The sequence below is a fragment of the Bradyrhizobium sp. CCBAU 53421 genome (genome assembly GCF_015291625.1).
GTDB lineage: Bacteria > Pseudomonadota > Alphaproteobacteria > Rhizobiales > Xanthobacteraceae > Bradyrhizobium.
The window spans coordinates 6991251-7007966 of sequence record NZ_CP030047.1; the positions used below are offsets into that span (position 1 = coordinate 6991251).

14 protein-coding genes are annotated in these 16716 nt (G+C 62.0%); 5 read left to right on the plus strand and 9 right to left on the minus strand.

Annotation, left to right across the window (positions count from 1 at the left end):
• Nucleotides 1-9 precede the first annotated feature (9 nt).
• The 5 genes from XH92_RS32835 to XH92_RS32855 all read right to left on the minus strand — a co-directional run bounded on the left by XH92_RS32835 (nucleotide 10) and on the right by XH92_RS32855 (nucleotide 5272).
• Nucleotides 10-876, minus strand: a complete 867-nt coding sequence (locus tag XH92_RS32835) for an ABC transporter permease (RefSeq protein WP_194455843.1) — start codon at nucleotides 874-876, stop codon at nucleotides 10-12.
• A complete protein-coding gene (locus XH92_RS32840; RefSeq protein ID WP_194455844.1) occupies nucleotides 869-1732 on the minus strand; it encodes an ABC transporter ATP-binding protein in 864 nt (287 codons plus the stop codon). The genes XH92_RS32835 and XH92_RS32840 overlap by 8 nt, the downstream gene beginning before the upstream one ends.
• Nucleotides 1729-2784 (minus strand): ABC transporter substrate-binding protein, encoded by a 1056-nt coding sequence (locus tag XH92_RS32845; RefSeq protein WP_194455845.1) that lies wholly within the window; start codon nucleotides 2782-2784, stop codon nucleotides 1729-1731. Before XH92_RS32845 ends, XH92_RS32840 begins: the two co-directional genes overlap by 4 nt.
• A gap of 24 nt (nucleotides 2785-2808) precedes the next feature.
• Nucleotides 2809-3738 (minus strand): TauD/TfdA family dioxygenase, encoded by a 930-nt coding sequence (locus tag XH92_RS32850; protein WP_194455846.1) that lies wholly within the window; start codon nucleotides 3736-3738, stop codon nucleotides 2809-2811.
• Nucleotides 3739-3835: 97 nt separating this feature from the next.
• Nucleotides 3836-5272, minus strand: coding sequence for an FAD-dependent oxidoreductase (locus XH92_RS32855; RefSeq protein WP_194455847.1), 1437 nt, complete (start codon nucleotides 5270-5272; stop codon nucleotides 3836-3838).
• 386 nt (nucleotides 5273-5658) lie between these two features.
• Between XH92_RS32855 and XH92_RS32860 the strand changes: the two genes are divergently transcribed.
• Together XH92_RS32860 and XH92_RS32865 are read left to right on the plus strand one after the other, a co-directional pair.
• Nucleotides 5659-6483, plus strand: a complete 825-nt coding sequence (locus tag XH92_RS32860) for a class I SAM-dependent methyltransferase (RefSeq protein ID WP_194455848.1) — start codon at nucleotides 5659-5661, stop codon at nucleotides 6481-6483.
• A 27-nt stretch (nucleotides 6484-6510) separates the two neighbouring features.
• Nucleotides 6511-7851 (plus strand): LLM class flavin-dependent oxidoreductase, encoded by a 1341-nt coding sequence (locus XH92_RS32865; RefSeq protein WP_194455849.1) that lies wholly within the window; start codon nucleotides 6511-6513, stop codon nucleotides 7849-7851.
• Nucleotides 7852-9448: 1597 nt separating this feature from the next.
• Here XH92_RS32865 and XH92_RS43960 read toward each other — a convergent pair.
• Entirely contained in the window at nucleotides 9449-9835 is a 387-nt protein-coding gene (locus XH92_RS43960) for a helix-turn-helix transcriptional regulator (protein WP_194455850.1), read from the minus strand.
• 473 nt (nucleotides 9836-10308) lie between these two features.
• On the opposite strand from XH92_RS43960, the gene XH92_RS43240 reads away from it, so the two are divergent.
• Both XH92_RS43240 and XH92_RS32875 read left to right on the plus strand, forming a co-directional pair.
• Entirely contained in the window at nucleotides 10309-10572 is a 264-nt protein-coding gene (locus tag XH92_RS43240) for a hypothetical protein (RefSeq protein WP_246787791.1), read from the plus strand.
• A gap of 71 nt (nucleotides 10573-10643) precedes the next feature.
• Nucleotides 10644-11306: an AraC family transcriptional regulator gene (locus XH92_RS32875; protein ID WP_246787793.1), complete on the plus strand. Its 663-nt coding sequence runs from the start codon at nucleotides 10644-10646 to the stop codon at nucleotides 11304-11306.
• A 230-nt stretch (nucleotides 11307-11536) separates the two neighbouring features.
• Here the strand turns inward: XH92_RS32875 and XH92_RS32880 are convergent, their stop codons facing one another.
• The 3 genes from XH92_RS32880 to XH92_RS32890 all read right to left on the minus strand — a co-directional run bounded on the left by XH92_RS32880 (nucleotide 11537) and on the right by XH92_RS32890 (nucleotide 14701).
• Entirely contained in the window at nucleotides 11537-11968 is a 432-nt protein-coding gene (locus XH92_RS32880; protein WP_194455851.1) for a hypothetical protein, read from the minus strand.
• Nucleotides 11969-12029: 61 nt separating this feature from the next.
• Nucleotides 12030-13139 carry an HlyD family secretion protein gene (locus XH92_RS32885; protein WP_194455852.1) on the minus strand — a complete coding sequence of 370 codons (1110 nt, stop codon included), beginning with the start codon at nucleotides 13137-13139 and terminating at the stop codon, nucleotides 12030-12032.
• A 122-nt stretch (nucleotides 13140-13261) separates the two neighbouring features.
• The gene (locus XH92_RS32890; RefSeq protein WP_194461525.1) at nucleotides 13262-14701 is read right to left on the minus strand and encodes a DUF1254 domain-containing protein; all 1440 of its coding nucleotides are present in this window, start codon (nucleotides 14699-14701) and stop codon (nucleotides 13262-13264) included.
• A 389-nt stretch (nucleotides 14702-15090) separates the two neighbouring features.
• Between XH92_RS32890 and XH92_RS32895 the strand changes: the two genes are divergently transcribed.
• A complete protein-coding gene (locus XH92_RS32895; RefSeq protein ID WP_194455853.1) occupies nucleotides 15091-16527 on the plus strand; it encodes a DUF1254 domain-containing protein in 1437 nt (478 codons plus the stop codon).
• Nucleotides 16528-16716 lie beyond the last annotated feature (189 nt).

The following is a 16716-nucleotide window of genomic DNA, read 5'->3' on the forward strand; positions in this document are numbered from 1 at the left end:
TCACACGCCTCACGCCGTCACCGGTGCCTTCCAGCGCATGAAGCGCCGCTCCAGCGCCTCGAGGACGGTGTTGAACACCAATCCGATCACGGTGATCGCGAGGATGCCGAAATACATCTGCGGGATCAGGAAGCTGTACTGGCTGTTGATGATGAGATAGCCGAGCCCGGCCTTGGCGCCGACCATTTCGGACGCCACCAGCACCAGCATGGCCGAGGCGCTGGCGAGGCGAATGCCGACAAAGATGGTCGGCAGCGCGGCCGGCAGGATCACTTTCCGGAACAGCTGCTGCGGGCTTGCACCCATGGTCCGCGCCGACTTGATCAGGAGCGGGTCGACCTGCTTCACCGCCGCGATCGTGTTAAGCAGCAACGGCCAGGCACAGCTATAGACCACCATCGTGATCTTCGAGAGCTCGCCGATGCCGAGCAGCAGGATGAACACCGGCAGCAGCGCCAACGGCGCGGTGTTGCGGCAGATCTCGATGAACTGGCTCAGGAGGTCGCCGAGCCGGGCATACCAGCCGACCGCAAGGCCCAGCGGCACGATCAGTGCGACGGAGATCAGAAACCCGCTCAACGCCCGCAGCAGGCTGGCCGAAACGTCGTCATAGAGCTCGCCGGTCTGCGCCAACTGCCAGCCGGCCGCGATCACCTCGGAGAACGGCGGCAGGAACACGGCGTCGATCAGACCGAGCCTCGGCGCCGCTTCCCACACCGCCAACAGGGCAATCAGCAGCAGGGACCGGCGACCCGCGGAGGCCAGCAGGCGAAGGGCAGCGCGCATCCGGACCGCCGTCGATGCCTTGCCGTCCGCGCCGGTCTCCCGCCGGCCATAACCAAGCTCCAGCAGGGTCAACATCTCCAGACTAGACATGCGCAGCCTCCTCCACCCCGCGGCCGGCGCGACGCACGCTGCCCGCCAACTGTCCCTGCTGGGCCTTCTGCACTTCCTCGCGCAGCAGGCTCCATATCTCGTGCCTGACGTGACCGAACTCCGGCAGCGAACGCACGTCCTCGGCCTCGCTGCGAAGCGCGTCCGGGATTGCGATCACCTGCTTGATCCGGCCCGGGCGCGACGTCATCACCGCGACGCGCTGACCGAGCACCACCGCCTCGTCGATGCCATGGGTGATGAAGACGATGGTCTTGCCGGTGGTGCGCCAGATCCGCAGCAATTCGCCCTGCAGCGTCTCGCGCGTTTGGGCATCGAGCGCGGCGAACGGCTCGTCCATCAGCAGGACCTCCGGATCGTAGGCAAGGCTCCGCGCGATCGCGACGCGCTGCTTCATGCCGCCGGAAAGTTCGTGCGGATAGCGATCGGCAAAGCCGGTCAGCCCGACCAGGTCGAGGAAGTGCCGCGCGATCTCCTGTCGCTCCCTCTGCTTCAATCCGGCGATATCGAGCCCGAACTCGACGTTCTGGACGGCGGTTCGCCAGGGAAATAACGCATATTGCTGGAACACGATGCCGCGGTCGCGACCGGGGCCGCCGATCGGCCGGCCATCGAGCAGGATGCGGCCGCTGGTCGGCGCCGTCAGGCCGCCCAGCAGATCGAGCAAGGTCGATTTACCGCAGCCGCTCGGTCCGACCAGCGCGAGGAATTCGCCAGCACGAACGTCGAGCGTGACGTCCTCCAGTGCGGTGAAACGGCCTGCCGGGCGGCCGCCCTCGCCTCGCGCGACGAACTCCTTGCGGACCTGCTCGAAGCGGATCTTGACCGGGGTCGTCATCGCGCCTCCGCCGTCTTGCCGGGACGGAAATGGTTGAACTCATTGGTGTAGGTGTCGGCGGCCTTGATCTGGCCGGGCTTGAACAGCCCGTCCTTCACGAGCCAGTCGATCCACACCTGGATCTCGGCATCCGAGATCACGCCGCCTTTGCTCGCGACACCGGTGCTCTTCCAGTACTTGATCGAGGAGCCGTCCTCGTTGCGTTTGCGTTCGGCGATGATCCGCTCGAAACGGGCCCGGACGTCCGCCGGTGGCGTGGTCTGGGCCCATTGGATCGCGCGCGAGATGCCCTCGACCAGCTTGCGCGACGCATTCGGATTGTCCTTGATGAACTTGTCCCGCAGCACATAGGCGCCGCCGGTGAACTGGCCGAACAGATCGGTATCGTTGAACAACGAATGGATGCCGCCCCGCTCCAGCGCCTTGTCGCGCAGCACGCCGCTGAGCGTGCTCACCTCAACCTGGCCCTGGCGCAACGCCTGCTCTCCGGTCACCGGCGGTATCGCCACCAGCGTCACCTGCCTCGCCTCGCTGGCGCTGAGGCCATTGCGCGCCAGATATTCGCGGAGCGCGAATTCGAGATGGGCGCCCAGCGTATTGACCGCCACCTTCTTGCCGATCAGGTCGCGTGCCGTCTTGATCGGACTGTCGTCCTTGACGAAGTAGCCCTGATAGGTGTTGGCGTCGGAGCCGTAATAGCCGACCACCGCCTTGATCGGCGCTTTCGCCGCGATCAGCTTGAGGATGGCGCCATAGAACGCGCCTCCGATGTCGATATCGCCGGTGACGACGGTCTGGATGTCCTGCGGTCCGCTGATGGTGTTGCCGACCCATTTCAGCTTCAGCGGCGCGAGATAGCCGAGGTCTTCGGCAAGCTCAGTGAACGTGACCTGCCCGGCCCAGCCCTGGTAGCGGATCTCGGTCTTCTCGAGCGGCGGCTCGGCGAAGGCCGGGGCCGCAAGGCCCATTGCGACGGCGACGGCGAACAAGGCACGCGCGGCCGCGCGCGCGGCGAGACGCCGCGAGCGAAGAAGTCGAATCAATGCGTTCATCGTGGTGACTTTCCCAGAGCTGAATTAGGCTGCCTTCGCGGTCTGCGGCTTTGATGTCTTGATGCGCGTCACGCTGTGACGGCCGTCGATCGAAACCGGGACCTCCCCATCGATCGTGGCGCGGCGCACCACGCGATGCTGATCGCCGTAGTCGTTGACCGCATAGTGCTGCGTGGCGCGGTTGTCCCAGATCGCGACGTCGCCGGCCTTCCAGTTCCACCGCACCGTGTTCTCGGGCGCCGTGATATGCGACTGGAACAGGTCGAAGAGTTTCTGGCCGTCATATTTCGGCAAGCCGACGAAGCGCTGCACGAAATTGCCGAGGACGAGCGTGCGCTCGCCGGTCTCCGGATGAACCCGCACCACCGGATGTTCGGTCTCGTAGACCGTGCCGGTGAACACCTCGTCGAAATGCTTTCTGTCCGCTTCGGTCGCACGCGACTTCACGGCGTAATCATAGGCATTGCTGTGCACCGCCCAGAGTTCGTCGGCGAGCCTGCGCAGCGGCGCCGGCAGATCGAGATAGGCAGCGGCAGTGTTCGACCAGACGGTATCGCCGCCATAGGGCGGGATCACCACGCCGCGCAGCACCGAGATCTTCGGATAGGCATCGACGAAGGTCACGTCCGTGTGCCACTGGTCGGCGCGTCCGCCACCGCGTCCCGAATCGAGATCCAGGATCGACGATGTCCCCTTCGACGGACCGATGGTCGGATGCGGCACCAGCTTGCCGAGCCGCACGGCGAAGCGCTCCTGCTCGGCGTCATCGAGGTGCTCCTGGTCGCGGAAGAAGATCACCTTGTGCTCGAGCAGCACCTGGTTGACGGCACGCACGACCTCGTCGGACAGGTCGCCCGACAGCTTGATGTTCCTGATCTCGGCGCCGAGCCGGGCTGCTCGTTTGACGATGTCCGCGCGCGGAATGACGTTGTCGATGGTCGTGGTGCTGCTCATGATCCTGCTCTCATCATGCGATCCCTGGACAAGGCTCCGCCATGCGCCGGTCGCGTGAGCGACGGCGGAGATTGATGGCATCGTTTGTGGGTGGGCGTTACTCCGCTGCCACGTACTCCGGCGGCCGCCAGATCGCCGACGCATAGAGATCCGGCGCAAAATCCTCGGCGATCGTCCCGTTGATGCGTGCTTCATGGGCGGCGATATCCGCCAGGAACAGATCGCGGCTGATCCGCGCCACGATCGATGGAATATCGCGCTTGAAGCTCGGAACGTCCCCGACCGGCAAGCCGAAGCTGACAAAGGCCGCGGGATTGAACACGTGGATGTCCCTCAGATACGGCGCGCGGCCCGGTACCTTCTCCAGATATTCATGCGCCGATCCGAGATAAGGATAGGCGGCCAGCGTCTCGTCCCGCTCGTCATCGGGCGGCGTGAAGCGATCGCGCCAAAGCTGGATCTCGTCCGCGAAATCGCGCAGCTCGGTCTGGGTCCCGAGATCGACCGAATAGCCGGTGGCGGCGATCGCAAAGTCGAACGCGAACGCGCCGTGGGCCGTCTCCGCAACGGGACGCACGCCCTGCAACCGTGCCGAGGTCCACGGCGCGTTCAAATGCAGATGGAAATTGGGGAACGACACCGCCCGCGAGATCGCATCCGGCGGCGGCGTCGAGCCGGCCAGTCGAAAGCGGATTGCCTGGTGCCAGCGCACCGGGTCCGGCAGCGCACCGTAATTGTCGTAGGCCCCCGGGTAGCCGCGAATCCGGATCACCGGCAACGACGCCAACGTCTGCCGCCGCGCGAACAGGTGAACATCGCGGGCGCCGGCCTCCAGCGCGACTGCCGCGGCATCGAAAGCCGATGCGGCGCTGCCGATCACGGCGACCGACAGGCCTCGCAGACTCCTGAAATCGATCGTCTCGGATGAATGCGCATACAATCGCTTCGGCAGGCCTTGCAAAGCCTCGGGGACATAAGCACCGCCGCTCCCGGCGAAGCCCGTGGCGAGCACCAGCTTCCGCGTGGTCTCGACAATCGGCGCGCCACTCCGTTCCAGATGCAGTCGCAAGTGGCCGTCGGCAGGCTCGACGCGGAGCAGCCGCGTTCCGTAGCGGATCGCGACACCGGTGACCTTGCGGTACCAGTCGAGATACGCCGCCCAATCAAGCCGCGGAATGCGATCGAGCGCGTCATAGGCGGCCGCGCCGTGGCGTGCCTCGTACCAGGCCTGGAAACCGAGCCCCGGCAGGCCCAGCTCGGGCCCCGGAAGCGTCTTCGGCGTCCGCAGCTTGTACATGCGCGCGCTGGTCAGCCACACGCCCGACCTTGCCGCGTCGGGCGCGGCATCGATCACCGAGACCTTGCCGATCCCCGCGCGCCGAAGCGCGAAGGCAAACGCGGAGCCGGACTGCCCGCCACCGACCACGACGACATTGTGATCGATGCCGTCGCGATCCGGAACCCAATTCTGCGGGTCGGCCCCGATCAGGCGAAGGGCTTCGCGGGCGACGCTGTCGGGATCGGATTGCGGCATGGAGAACGACCTCGCTTTGACGTTGCAAATCGTAAGAGCGGGCGATGTTCAGTCAATGAAACGAAACCAGCTTTGTTTTCGCCCGCGCGCAACGATCGCTTCGTCAGCCGCGCGCGCGCTGAAAAATTTGCGGCGATCGCCTCGGGATCGACCGCTTCCGACCCGACGCGACGAGCAAAATTGCGGCGATCGACACCGAGCGCATCCCAAATCACTGCGCGGTGGCGCCACCGCAATCGCACTCGTCTCCGCCCGGCGACCAACTCATAACGTTCATGCTCGCTTCCCGGACAACAACGCAAATTCATTTCAGCAGCACCGACGTAGAGTTTGTTGCAACCACAGCACCACGTCCGACACGCGGCTGCACGACAATGGACGGAGCAATGCCCCAACCCGGCAACATCATCAGCCTCGAGCGTGACACACCGGAGCTCGCCCGCTCCTATGACGAAGCGGGGCTCGTTCAATTCCGTCATGGCAAGTTCCTGATCGGGCCGCTGGCGATCAAATCGGGCGAGCAGGTGCTCGACATCGGAACCGGGACCGGGCGGCTTGCGGAATTCGTCGCCGGGCTCGTCGGGCCGACGGGCCACGTGATCGGGATCGATCCCCTCGCCGGCCGGATCGAGATCGCGCGGCTGCGACAGTCGGAGAACCTGCGGTTCGAGACCGGCCGCAGTGAAGACCTTTCGCGCTTCGCCGACGGACAGTTCGATGCGGTCTATCTCAACAGCGTGTTTCACTGGATCGCCGACAAGGACCGCGCGCTGCGGGAGATCCACCGGGTGCTCAAACCGGGCGGCCGCCTCGGCCTGAACGTCCAGGATCCGTTAAGGCCACATCAATCCCGCGTGCTGCTCCGCCAGGCCATCGCCAAGGCGGGCCTCGCCGACCACCACCAGGATTCCAGTCCGGTGCTCGGATCGACCGATGCGGAGCTCGAAGTGCTGTTCGTAGCCAACGGGTTCACCGACTATCGCAGCGAACTGCGCGCGCTGGTCGACATTCATGCCGATGCGGATTCGCTGCTGCGCTGGTCGGAAGCGAGCGCCTTCGGCAACTTTCTCGACGCGTTCTCGGCGACCGAGCGCAAGCTGGTACGCCAGGCGTTCGCGGACCTCGTCGAGGACAAGCGCACGCCCGAAGGCCTCTCGCTGGAACGCTATCTGCGCTTCGCGTTCGCCCGCAAGGCGGCGCCGGCCGCCTGACCTGATCATCCCGCACGAGTACCAGCCATGAGCAAACGGCAGCTTTCCCTCAACTTCTTCATCTATCCGGACGGCCACCATGAGGCGGCCTGGCGTCACAGCGCTTCGGCTTCCAGCCGCCTCCTCGATGTCACCTACTATCAGGAGCTGGCGCAGCGCGCCGAAGCGCACAAATTCGACGCGGTGTTCTTCGCAGACGGGCCGGCGCTGGCGGAGAATGTCCGCCACGCAGCGCGATTTCGGCTCGAGCCGATCACCCTTCTCACCGCGATCGCTTCCGCCACCCAGCGCATCGGCCTGATCGCGACCGCGTCGACGACCTACACGGAGCCCTACAATCTCGCCCGCCTGTTCGCCTCGCTCGACCATCTCAGCCGTGGCCGCGCCGGCTGGAACATCGTGACCACGAGCACGCCACAGGCGGCGCAGAATTTCGGGTTGCCCGAGCATCCCCCGCATCATGAGCGCTACGAGCGGGCGCGGGAATATCTCGATGTCATCACCAGGCTGTGGGACAGCTGGGAGGACGACGCGCTGGTCAACGATCCCGTTTCCGGCGTCTTCGCCGACACGGCGAAGATTCACGCCATCAACCACGTCGGGAAGCATTTTCGCGTGCGCGGGCCGCTCAACATCTCGCGTCCCCCGCAGGGCCGGCCGGTCTATGTCCAGGCCGGCTCGTCCGACGACGGGCGCGCCTTCGCCGCACGGTTCGCGGAAGCGATCTTCACCGCGCATCAGACATTGGCCAGCGCGCAGGAGTTCTATGCCGATATCAAGCGGCAGGCGCGCGCCTTCGACCGCAGCCCCGATCAGATCAAGATCCTTCCCGGCATCAGCCCGTTCATCGCTAGCACGCAAGCCGAGGCCGACCGGCTGCAGGACGAGTTCAACGCGCTGATCCAGCCGGAATATTCGTTGGCGCAGCTGCGCCAGATGATCGGTCTCGACCTCTCCGGCTTCGATCTCGACGGGCCCTTCCCGCGCCATCTGATCGACACCGATGGCGCGCGCGGTGTCGCCAGCCGGTTCAAGCTGGTCGTCGACATCGTCGATCGCGAGAAACCGACCATCCGTCAGCTGGTGCAACGCCTGGCCGGCGCGCGCGGCCATTGGGTGATCGCCGGGCCGCCGGAAAAGATCGCCGACAACATCCAGACCTGGTTCGAGAACAGAGCGGCCGACGGCTTCAACGTCATGCCGCCCTGGCTGCCCGGCGGCTTCGATATCTTCGCCGAGCAGGTCGTCCCGATCCTGCGCAAGCGCGGCCTGTTCCGTCACGACTACGCCGGCACGACGCTGCGCGACCATTACGGGCTGACCCGGCCGGCAAGCAGCTATTCCAGCTCAATCCAGGCGATCGCATGATCGCCTGACGCCCGCTCCGCGCCGCCGGCGCCACGAATCCCGCAGTGACCGACCTGCGACAAGAAGCGTCGATCGAAAGACCTCGGATCGACCTTCCATGACCGGTCCTGGGGTGTCCCGAGTCGGTCTCGGGATCGGCCTTGGGGTAGCCCCCTTGAAACAGCAACCGTCCCTGAACGGGCAACGGACTCCAGCGGGTCCGCCCGAGGCCGAAAATCTGATTTCTTCAACAATATCAATGGATTGGGCGGGAGGGATCGAACCTCCGAATGGCGGAATCAAAATCAGGCGGGACGCTGAGCGATATCAACGCACGTTCTGAATTCTGGGCAAAACCTTACCACAGACTGAACAATAGGTTAGCGCGCAATTCAGAATGACGACGGCGAGAGATTTGCAGTCCGATAGCAGCGCGAGAGGATTATTCTGGGCTGCGGGCGACAGCCCGAACCGATGATCCTCTCGAGGCCGCCGGGGCCGCCAATCACCCAGGGAGAGCCGACGTTACAATCCCGCGTGCGCCGTGAAGTGGTCGCCAGCGAAGTTCCTATGTCGGATCACCTTTCGGCTGCCGCTCGCCAACGATGGCATCACCCCGATTCCAGTCCGTTCGATGGGCTAGACTGACTTGGTGATAGTGAATGTATTCGTCGCTCACTCATCTGTTGGAGATGCTCTCCCCGTTGCCGATCTGCGGCCGAGGCTCGATGGTCAATCGGTGGTTGGCGTGTGATCCCAAACGTGAGCGCGTCCCACGAGCCGATGGTGAGGATAATGATCCTTCGGCACTTGCCGGTCTGTCGGGGGTTCGAGTCACCGGAGCGCTACCGCTTTTCCCCACACCAACCAAACCTTCGATACATTATCCAATCCATCGCATAGGGCAGTTCGTGAGCCCGTGGGGGCGAGTGCAGATTTATCCCAACAAAGCGGAACGTTGAAAGACCTCCGCCTGCAGATCAGGCGAAAATGACCTCTGCCGCGGAATATCGAAAGCCCGTCTTCGGTGCCGGCATCGTACCGCAGGCGCGTGGTGCCCCTCGTCTGCTTCCTTCCGACCACCTCCGGCCAATTTCTCGGCTGACCTACCAGATCGCGCCAGACCTCTCGCTGTCGCGCGGATACCATTTCTAGACTGGTCGCGGGTCGATGACGACTGGACAATCAACCTATCCCATGTGCCAGGCACACCACTGCGATTGCCTCGACAATGCGCTGGTCGAGACTGGCGTAAGCGCCCAGATAGGTCTGCGCATGCGCCGATTGGACGATCTCAAGGTTCGCCGACGCTGCTACGGCAGCCGTCTGGCGGATGGCCCTAACTCCTCCTATTTGTCGCGAACGGATGGAGCTGATTCTGCGGTCGGCCGCTCGCGCTCGGCGACGTGATTGCATGACGCGGTGCCTACCGTGCTCGCCAGCCTGCGCCGCGCTGTTTTTGCTTCGGCCAGTCCAGATAGCTCACCATAGCGTCCCAGCGCATCAGTAGAACGTCAAAACCAAAATGGCTCGTTGCGGAGCCCCGAAATCTCGCCAAAGGTTTCGCTCCGATTCAAATCGTGCGTCTTGCCATTTCACGCCAATCTTGTGGAATAATTCAGCTATCGATCGCGCAAGGTCGTCTGCGATGGGGCGCTTGCCGATGTTTACCGGCAAGTTGCTGCCGCCTGTAGACAACGGGCTGAACCTTCATCAAACGCGAGAAAGTGCGGCTAAAACTGCTTGCACTGGAATAGCCGAGGAATTTTGCGATGTCTGACAGAGGCTTGCTCGAGTCCGCGAGCAGCTGGCAAGCCATATTCAAGCGAACCTCCGCAAGCATTGCGCGGTAGCTTGTGCCCATACGGCTGAGATGACGCTGCAACGTCCGCGTGCTGATCTTGCAGGCGCGAGCTGTGCCATTTATGGTTGCGTCACCGTGTCGCAGCGACGCGACAATGGCCGTGCGGATCGCCTCGGACGAAGGCAAACGGACGGCTCTCATCTGTTGGTGTGAGGCACGAAGTCCATGCTCCGTCTAGAGAATACCAGATGCTTCGAGGCTATGGGTATTCCGTGTGGCCGACTGTCCGGTAAAACCAGGCATCTTTCGATCACACAGCGGCTCTCTTCGACATTGTCGAGCGCACGCAATATTGCGAGGGTACGGAGTGAGAATTCATGGCGACGCAGAACGAAGCGCTCACCTTTCCTCCATTCCGGTCGTAGTTTGGATCTCAAGCAAGCCTATGCAGCGAATTGCTGGCCGTCTGGCCATAAGCCGCCAAAAAAGCCGGCAAGGCTCGCATCAAACGAGCGGCTCCGCTGATCGACGCAATAGACCGCTGGGGTGCAGAGAACGGTGGATGCCCGGAGGGGGTAGCGAACTCTTTCCTTCTTGACGGCGACGCCAACACCAGGTCCCAGCGAAATTCCCGCCGACAGGCAGCATTCATTTTGCGATCGAGGGGCGGCTCGGTGGCAAATATTCATTTGACGCGCAGCCAATTCCTCATGCCCTTCGTTGATATCCTTAGCGAAATCGGCGCATCGACGGGTTCGTTTCTGGCAAAATTTCATCTTCCGACATCATTGGAAGAGAAAGCCAATCACTATGTTCCGATTCTGCGTGCAATCGACTTCGCGGAAATCGCCCGGAGATCACAAGGTATTCCGGATTTTGGATTCCTCGCTTCCCAACGTCTGCACTATTGTCACCTGAGCGAAAAACCCGGACTCTGATCGGCCATGCCCCAACGCTGTTGGTCGCGTTGTAACAGGCTTGCAAATGGGCATCGATCGAGGACTCGAACTTGAAGAACTGGCTCGAACGCCACGACGATCACGTGAGGTTTTGCAGCAGTCTCACTGGAACAAAAGGACTCCTGCATCTCGAGCATTCACAGTGGCTTCAGAATATTTTCCCCATATACATCGTTCAGCAATTCGCCGGACCGGATTGGGCTCCTGCAACAATCGCCTTTGAAGCCCGCTATGCGCCGAGCCCTGCGTGTCAATCATTCTGGCCGAATACGCGCTTCCTGTCTGGACAGGACGCATCATGGATCGACGTGCCGATCTCGCTCCTCAGCCTCCCCAACCGTGCAAGGGTGAAAGTGCTCTCCCTGCCGGACGGTCAGGCTGGCCCGTCAGGTCATGATATCATCGCAACGCTCAAGTTGATGTTGCCGTCCTACCTCGACCAAGGACTTCCGGCTCTCGCTGAAGTTGCGGAGATGGCTGGCGCGAGCGCGAGAAGCCTACAACGCAAACTCGCGTACGCCGGCATGACATACTCGGATCTGCTCGACACAATCCGGTTCGAGAATGCAAGCAAGCTTTTGCGGGACACGGATTCCAAGATTATTGAAATCGCATTCTCCTCCGGTTACACTGATCCGGCGCATTTTACTCGCGCCTTCCGCCGAGTTACCGGCGTTACGCCGCGACAGTTTCGTGCGCAATCGCGGCCGTGATAAGCGCATTCTGCGTTGGGTGCCATGCCACCCGAATGATTGAAAGTATCCTTTGATTCGACACGACCTCACCGTCGATCTATCTGGATCGACCTCTCCTCCTTTGCGCCGTGGAGTTGAAGCGTCGGTCTCTATCAGCAGAACGGCGTGACGCCGCCGACGGTCACGTGGCGCGGCGCGTGTGCCACGAAAGCGCAGGACCGTCATCCTCGAAAGCGCATCAGGCGAACCTAAAAGTCCGGACCGAATACGTCATCGTTGAACTGGGCTGACGCGTCATCGTTTTCCATGCTGTTGATCAGGTTTTGCTCCGGATTCGTAAAGCCGCTTTCCGAGAGCGCAGTTGCCGGCAATGCACCATAACTGGCGCGATATTTGTCCATCGCGGCCACGCTGCCGACATACGCACAGGTACATCCGGAGGGATCGGCGTAGACGTAGTAGGGGCGTCCGCCCTTTTGCCGTAGCTGAAACTGATTGGTCGGAAATGACATCAGCCGTTTCAACATCTCCGGCGTGGTAGCTGCGATGGGATTAAACCCCGATGATATCAACAATTGGCCCGTCGATTGCTGAGCGTAACTGCGGGCACCCGAGTATAACTGGACGAGAAGAACGACCGAAACGATGGCTGCAGAAGCGCCTGCAAATCGAAGACGCATTTTTTCTCCGGAGATACCTGGATGGGCTACCAATTGGAGCCGAGAGTGAAACGGAAGGCGTCTATAGATATGCCGTATACGAGCCGATCCAGACCAGGATCGACATCAGCAGGCCGATGACGCCGGCGTTGTCCGCGAACACGGTGGCGGTGCCCGGCATTCCGAGCCGGAGTTGGCTGCGGTCGATGGTCTTCGGGATCGAAATAGCAGCCGGATAAACCTTCGCGCCTCCGATCGAACCGACCCGCGCCAGCGTACCTGAGACCGCTATCTGGCCCTGCCCCACGCCTTGGGGAATAGCCGTGACCGTCGCTTCATGGATACGGCCGGGGTCGTCGTCGAAGACGAGCTTGACCTGCGCGCCGGGCCTGATGGTCTTGAATCCGTTCGGCGGGAACATGCCGGTGATGACGACATCGTCTGCGACGATGAACGACAGCACCGATCGCGCCGGCATGGCACGGTCGCCGACGGACAGCGCCATGATTGTAACGACGCCATCACTTACCGCACGGATCGTCGTCTGCTCGAGCTCCCATTTGGCATGGTCGAGCTGGGCCAGGATCTGCGCCACGCTCGTGTTGACACCGCCGATTTCCGATTCCATCGCCAATTGCGCGCTCAGCTGGGTGGCCTTGGCCGCCTGGAGCTGGAATTCGACCGTGTCGTACTGCACCTGGACGTCTTGCAATTTAAACTCGGCCTGCGCGTCCTCGCTGACGAGCTTGCGGTAATCGGCGAGCCGCTGGGTGTGAAAGGCGAGCTGCTTGGTCAACCCGTCGACATTCGCCGTCGCCTGCTCGTAACTGGCCTTCAGCTGCTTGACCTGCTGGCGTGCTTGCGCGAGCGACGCCTCGAGCTGGTTGACCTTGTACTGGAACGGCGCCGGATCGATACGAAACAGCACCGCGCCGGCCTTTACCGGTTCGTTCGGCTTGGCCGGAATTTCAACCACCTCGCCGGAAACGTTAGGAGCGACCTCCATAACGCGGGAAATCACGACAAAGCTCCCCGACGGGGTCAGGTAATTGAACATCGCCAAAAACACCGCGAGGATGAAAGCGCCGACGAGCCCCGCGAGCGTGCCGGACGCCCAGCCCCACCTCACCAGCTTGAGCCTAAAGAAGACCAGCCATACCAGAACGAGGTAGAGCGTCAGAATGATGAGCACGACCGAATTCCTCTATCTGCCGTGCAGAATTGCACACCCACAAGCCTGGTAGAACGGCGATATCGGCCAATGCTTGATCCGCGACACTGTCGCCGCGCATCCGGCCGATACCAATCCTATCTCTACGACACGCGCTTGAAGCCGGGCGGCTTCCACGTCCCCTCGCCAGCCGGCAGAATCGACGGCGGCGTGGTTTTGGGCCAGTACAGCCGCATCGCCACATAGATCGGACCGTCCGGCGCCGGCAGCCAGTTTGCCTCCTTGTCGGCTCCGGGCGACTTGTTCTGGACGTAGATCGTCAGCGAACCGTCGGAGCCGCGCTTCATGTGCGGCAACATCGGCGAGTTGATCAGATAGCGATTGATCGGGTTCTTCACCAAAAGCTGCGTCTTGCCGTCGTACATCGTGACAGACCAGAACGCATTGACCGGCGGCAGTTGCTCCGCAGGGAAGGTGAGCGTGTAGTTCGACTTCGAGCAGTCGAGCTCTTTGCCATCGGCGTCCACTTTGCCCAGAGGGTACATGGCCTCCACCGCGTCGTTGCCATAGATGCCCGCCTTCGCTGCTGCCGCGCGCAGGAGCCAATCGCCATGAAAGAATGCGGCATCGCCGAACGACGCGCCGACGCGCCAGCCGTTGATATCCTTGCCGAGGGTTGCTACCGCCTCGGTGACCTTGCGCTCGCCCTCCTTCATGCCGAGCAGGATCTCGGCTTTGTCTTCCAGCGACAGGCTGCGGAAATCAAAGCTCTTGCCCGGCCCGACACCGATCCGCGCCAGTTGTTCGCGGATCCAGCGATCCTCCGGCAGCGCCGGCGCGAACTGAAGCACGAAATCCAGGTATTCGAAGAACTCCGTGCGCACGAGGTCCTTCGCGAATTTGGGGAAAGAAAGCGCCGGTGCCGGCGCGGGAGCAGGCTGGTTCAGGAAGCTGGAGAGCGATTGCATCTTGTAGCCGGCCTGAATTTTCTTGACGGCCTCGATATCGGCCGGGTCGAATAATTGCGTACGCAAAAGCGCGAGGCAGAAATCGGTGGTCGAGCGGAACACCTTCTTGATGCCGGCGGGTGTCGCGCCAGTCCATCGCGGGCCGACGATCATATAGCTTCCGGCATCGCTGCCAGTGGCGCGCGTGCCGACATAGCCAAAATTATACGTGTTAAGGTCGTTCAGCTGCAGCGCGTAGTAGCGCTTGGGATCGATCGCCGGCACCGAAAAGACAAGCGGCTCGGCCCGCAAGTCCAGCCAAGCGAACGAGTACGGCGTGTCACTGTTGGGCGTGATGACGGCTGTATCTTCGTATGTGAAGACGCGCGCCTCGTTGAACAGCGTATTGAACGGCGCCTTGTACTGGCCCGACGACTTGTCGACCGCGTACTCATTCATGACGCCATAGGCCATCACCATCGGCAGGCCATAGATGAAGCCAGCCTCTGCAATGTCCTTGGCCTTGAAGAATCCCGGACGTTCGGACCATTCGGCCCAGGCCTGGCTCGATTTGGCGCCAGCAGCGGCGACGCTCGCCAGTGCGGCAGATCTCAGTAAATCGCGCTTCGTGAGCATGTACGGGCTCTGGATCGATCGCTTTTGCATCAAAATACTCCGTTTCCGTGGTGGACGGGGCTGACACGCCAAGCGTCTTTTCGTCCGTTTGCCAACCTAACGAAAACGCGCCCACCCGCTATGCAGATTCGGCAAGTGGCAGACTCGTGCGAAGCAATGGTCTGAAATCGCGTTCAGTTTAATGCCAGCAAGGGGTCTTCGACTTCGGCATGCGCCCGCTAGCCGATTCCCAATTCGCCAAGCGATTGGTCGGATGGCCCCGATCCAGGTCAGAAACTGCATAGCAGATGCTGGAAAGTACAGGCTAGCCTGCCTTGCGCGGCACAAGATGGAGCGCCGCAACGCTGCCATACAACCGTCTTGAACGAAACCAATCCCAGGAAAGAACGATGGACATCACCCGCCGTTTTGCGCTGAAGACCGGACTTGCCGCCGCTTCCACCGCACTGACCCCGTCGATCCTCCGAGCGCACGAAGGCCCAGTATTTGATATCGTTGAAGGGGCGGAAGATTTTTGGCTCGCCACCGACGCCTATGTCTTCGGTTATCCACTTGTCACAATCGAGATGACGCGCCGGGTCTTCACCAACGTGGTCAAACCGGAGGGCACGCGTGCCCCCATGGGGCAAATCATTAGGTTGCGTCAGTATCCGGACGCCTCGTTTCGCGATGTGACAGCACCGAACGCCGATACGCTCTACACCACGGCATTCTTCGACGTCGGCAAGGAGCCATGGGTGCTGAGCATTCCCGACATGAAGGACCGGTATTTCCTCATGCCGATGCTCGACGGCTGGACCAATGTGTTCGCGGTGCCCGGAAAACGCACAACCGGCACCGGGGCGCAGACCTATGCAATCACGGGTCCGGGCTGGAGCGGCACGCTTCCGTCCGGCGTCAAGGAATTGAAAGCCCCAACCAACATCGTCTGGCTGCTCGGCCGGATCTACTGCACGGGCACTCCGGAAGACTACGCAGCCGTCCACGCCTTGCAGGACCAGTTCAGGCTGGTGCCGCTGAGCTCCTACGGAAAGGACTACACGCCTCCCTCGGGCACGGTCGATCCGTCCATCGACATGAAGACGGCCGTGCGCGAACAGGTCAACCGCATGGATGCGGCCGAATACTTCACCCTGCTCGCCCGGCTGATGAAAGTGAATCCTCCCTCTGCTGCTGACGCGCCCGAACTCGCGCGGTTCGCCAAGATCGGTCTTGTCCCGGGCCAGGACTTCGATGCCAGCAAGCTGGACGCGGATTTCGTCAAGCGCATTCCCCGCGCCGCGTTCGATCGCATCATGCTCCAGCTCAAGGTCAACGACGCCATCAAGAAGGTCAACGGATGGATCTACGACACCGAGACCGGCGTCTACGGGACCGACTATCTCAATCGTGCGCTGGTCACCGCGATCGGGCTCGGCGCGAACCGCAACAGAGACGCGGTTTATCCGCTTTCGCTAAAGGACGCAGACGGTAGCGACTATCACGGCTCGAACAAATACGTCATGCGTTTTCCAAAGGGCCAACTGCCGCCGGTGAGCGGCTTCTGGTCCGTTACCATGTACGATGCCAACTATTTCTTCGTCTCCAACCCGATCAATCGTTACTCGATCAGCTCACGACAGAATCTCAAGGTCAATCCGGACGGATCAACGGACCTGTACATCCAGAATCAATCCCCGGGGGCCGACAAGGAGTCGAACTGGTTGCCCGCGCCGACCGGCAAGTTCATCCTGATGTTGCGCATGTATTGGCCGAACGAGGACGACCCGTCGATACTCAATGGCACGTGGTCGATCCCGGCGGCCAAAAAAAGCGACGTAAGTTGAAGCGGCGGGGCTGTGGGGACGCTTCGCGGCGTCCCCTCGCCCGTCACGCTACGCAGCGAATTGAGCAACGATCTCGCACCGTTGTAAAAAGCTCCCCCGTGACCAATGATGCGCTAAGCTTTCGTTGCGAGCGCTCGCCCGGAAGCCAATGTAAGCGGCGGCGCAGGTACCCGGTTGCGGAGAACAGTA

Bases quoted from the DNA above. Each gene is read 5' to 3' on its own strand.
- XH92_RS32835 (WP_194455843.1), bottom strand. From the start codon at position 876: ATGTCTAGTCTGGAGATGTTGACCCTGCTGGAGCTTGGTTATGGCCGG.
- XH92_RS32840 (WP_194455844.1), bottom strand. From the start codon at position 1,732: ATGACGACCCCGGTCAAGATCCGCTTCGAGCAGGTCCGCAAGGAGTTC.
- XH92_RS32845 (WP_194455845.1), bottom strand. From the start codon at position 2,784: ATGAACGCATTGATTCGACTTCTTCGCTCGCGGCGTCTCGCCGCGCGC.
- XH92_RS32850 (WP_194455846.1), bottom strand. From the start codon at position 3,738: ATGAGCAGCACCACGACCATCGACAACGTCATTCCGCGCGCGGACATC.
- XH92_RS32855 (WP_194455847.1), bottom strand. From the start codon at position 5,272: ATGCCGCAATCCGATCCCGACAGCGTCGCCCGCGAAGCCCTTCGCCTG.
- XH92_RS32860 (WP_194455848.1), top strand. From the start codon at position 5,659: ATGCCCCAACCCGGCAACATCATCAGCCTCGAGCGTGACACACCGGAG.
- XH92_RS32865 (WP_194455849.1), top strand. From the start codon at position 6,511: ATGAGCAAACGGCAGCTTTCCCTCAACTTCTTCATCTATCCGGACGGC.
- XH92_RS43960 (WP_194455850.1), bottom strand. From the start codon at position 9,835: ATGAGAGCCGTCCGTTTGCCTTCGTCCGAGGCGATCCGCACGGCCATT.
- XH92_RS32880 (WP_194455851.1), bottom strand. From the start codon at position 11,968: ATGCGTCTTCGATTTGCAGGCGCTTCTGCAGCCATCGTTTCGGTCGTT.
- XH92_RS32890 (WP_194461525.1), bottom strand. From the start codon at position 14,701: ATGCTCACGAAGCGCGATTTACTGAGATCTGCCGCACTGGCGAGCGTC.
- XH92_RS32895 (WP_194455853.1), top strand. From the start codon at position 15,091: ATGGACATCACCCGCCGTTTTGCGCTGAAGACCGGACTTGCCGCCGCT.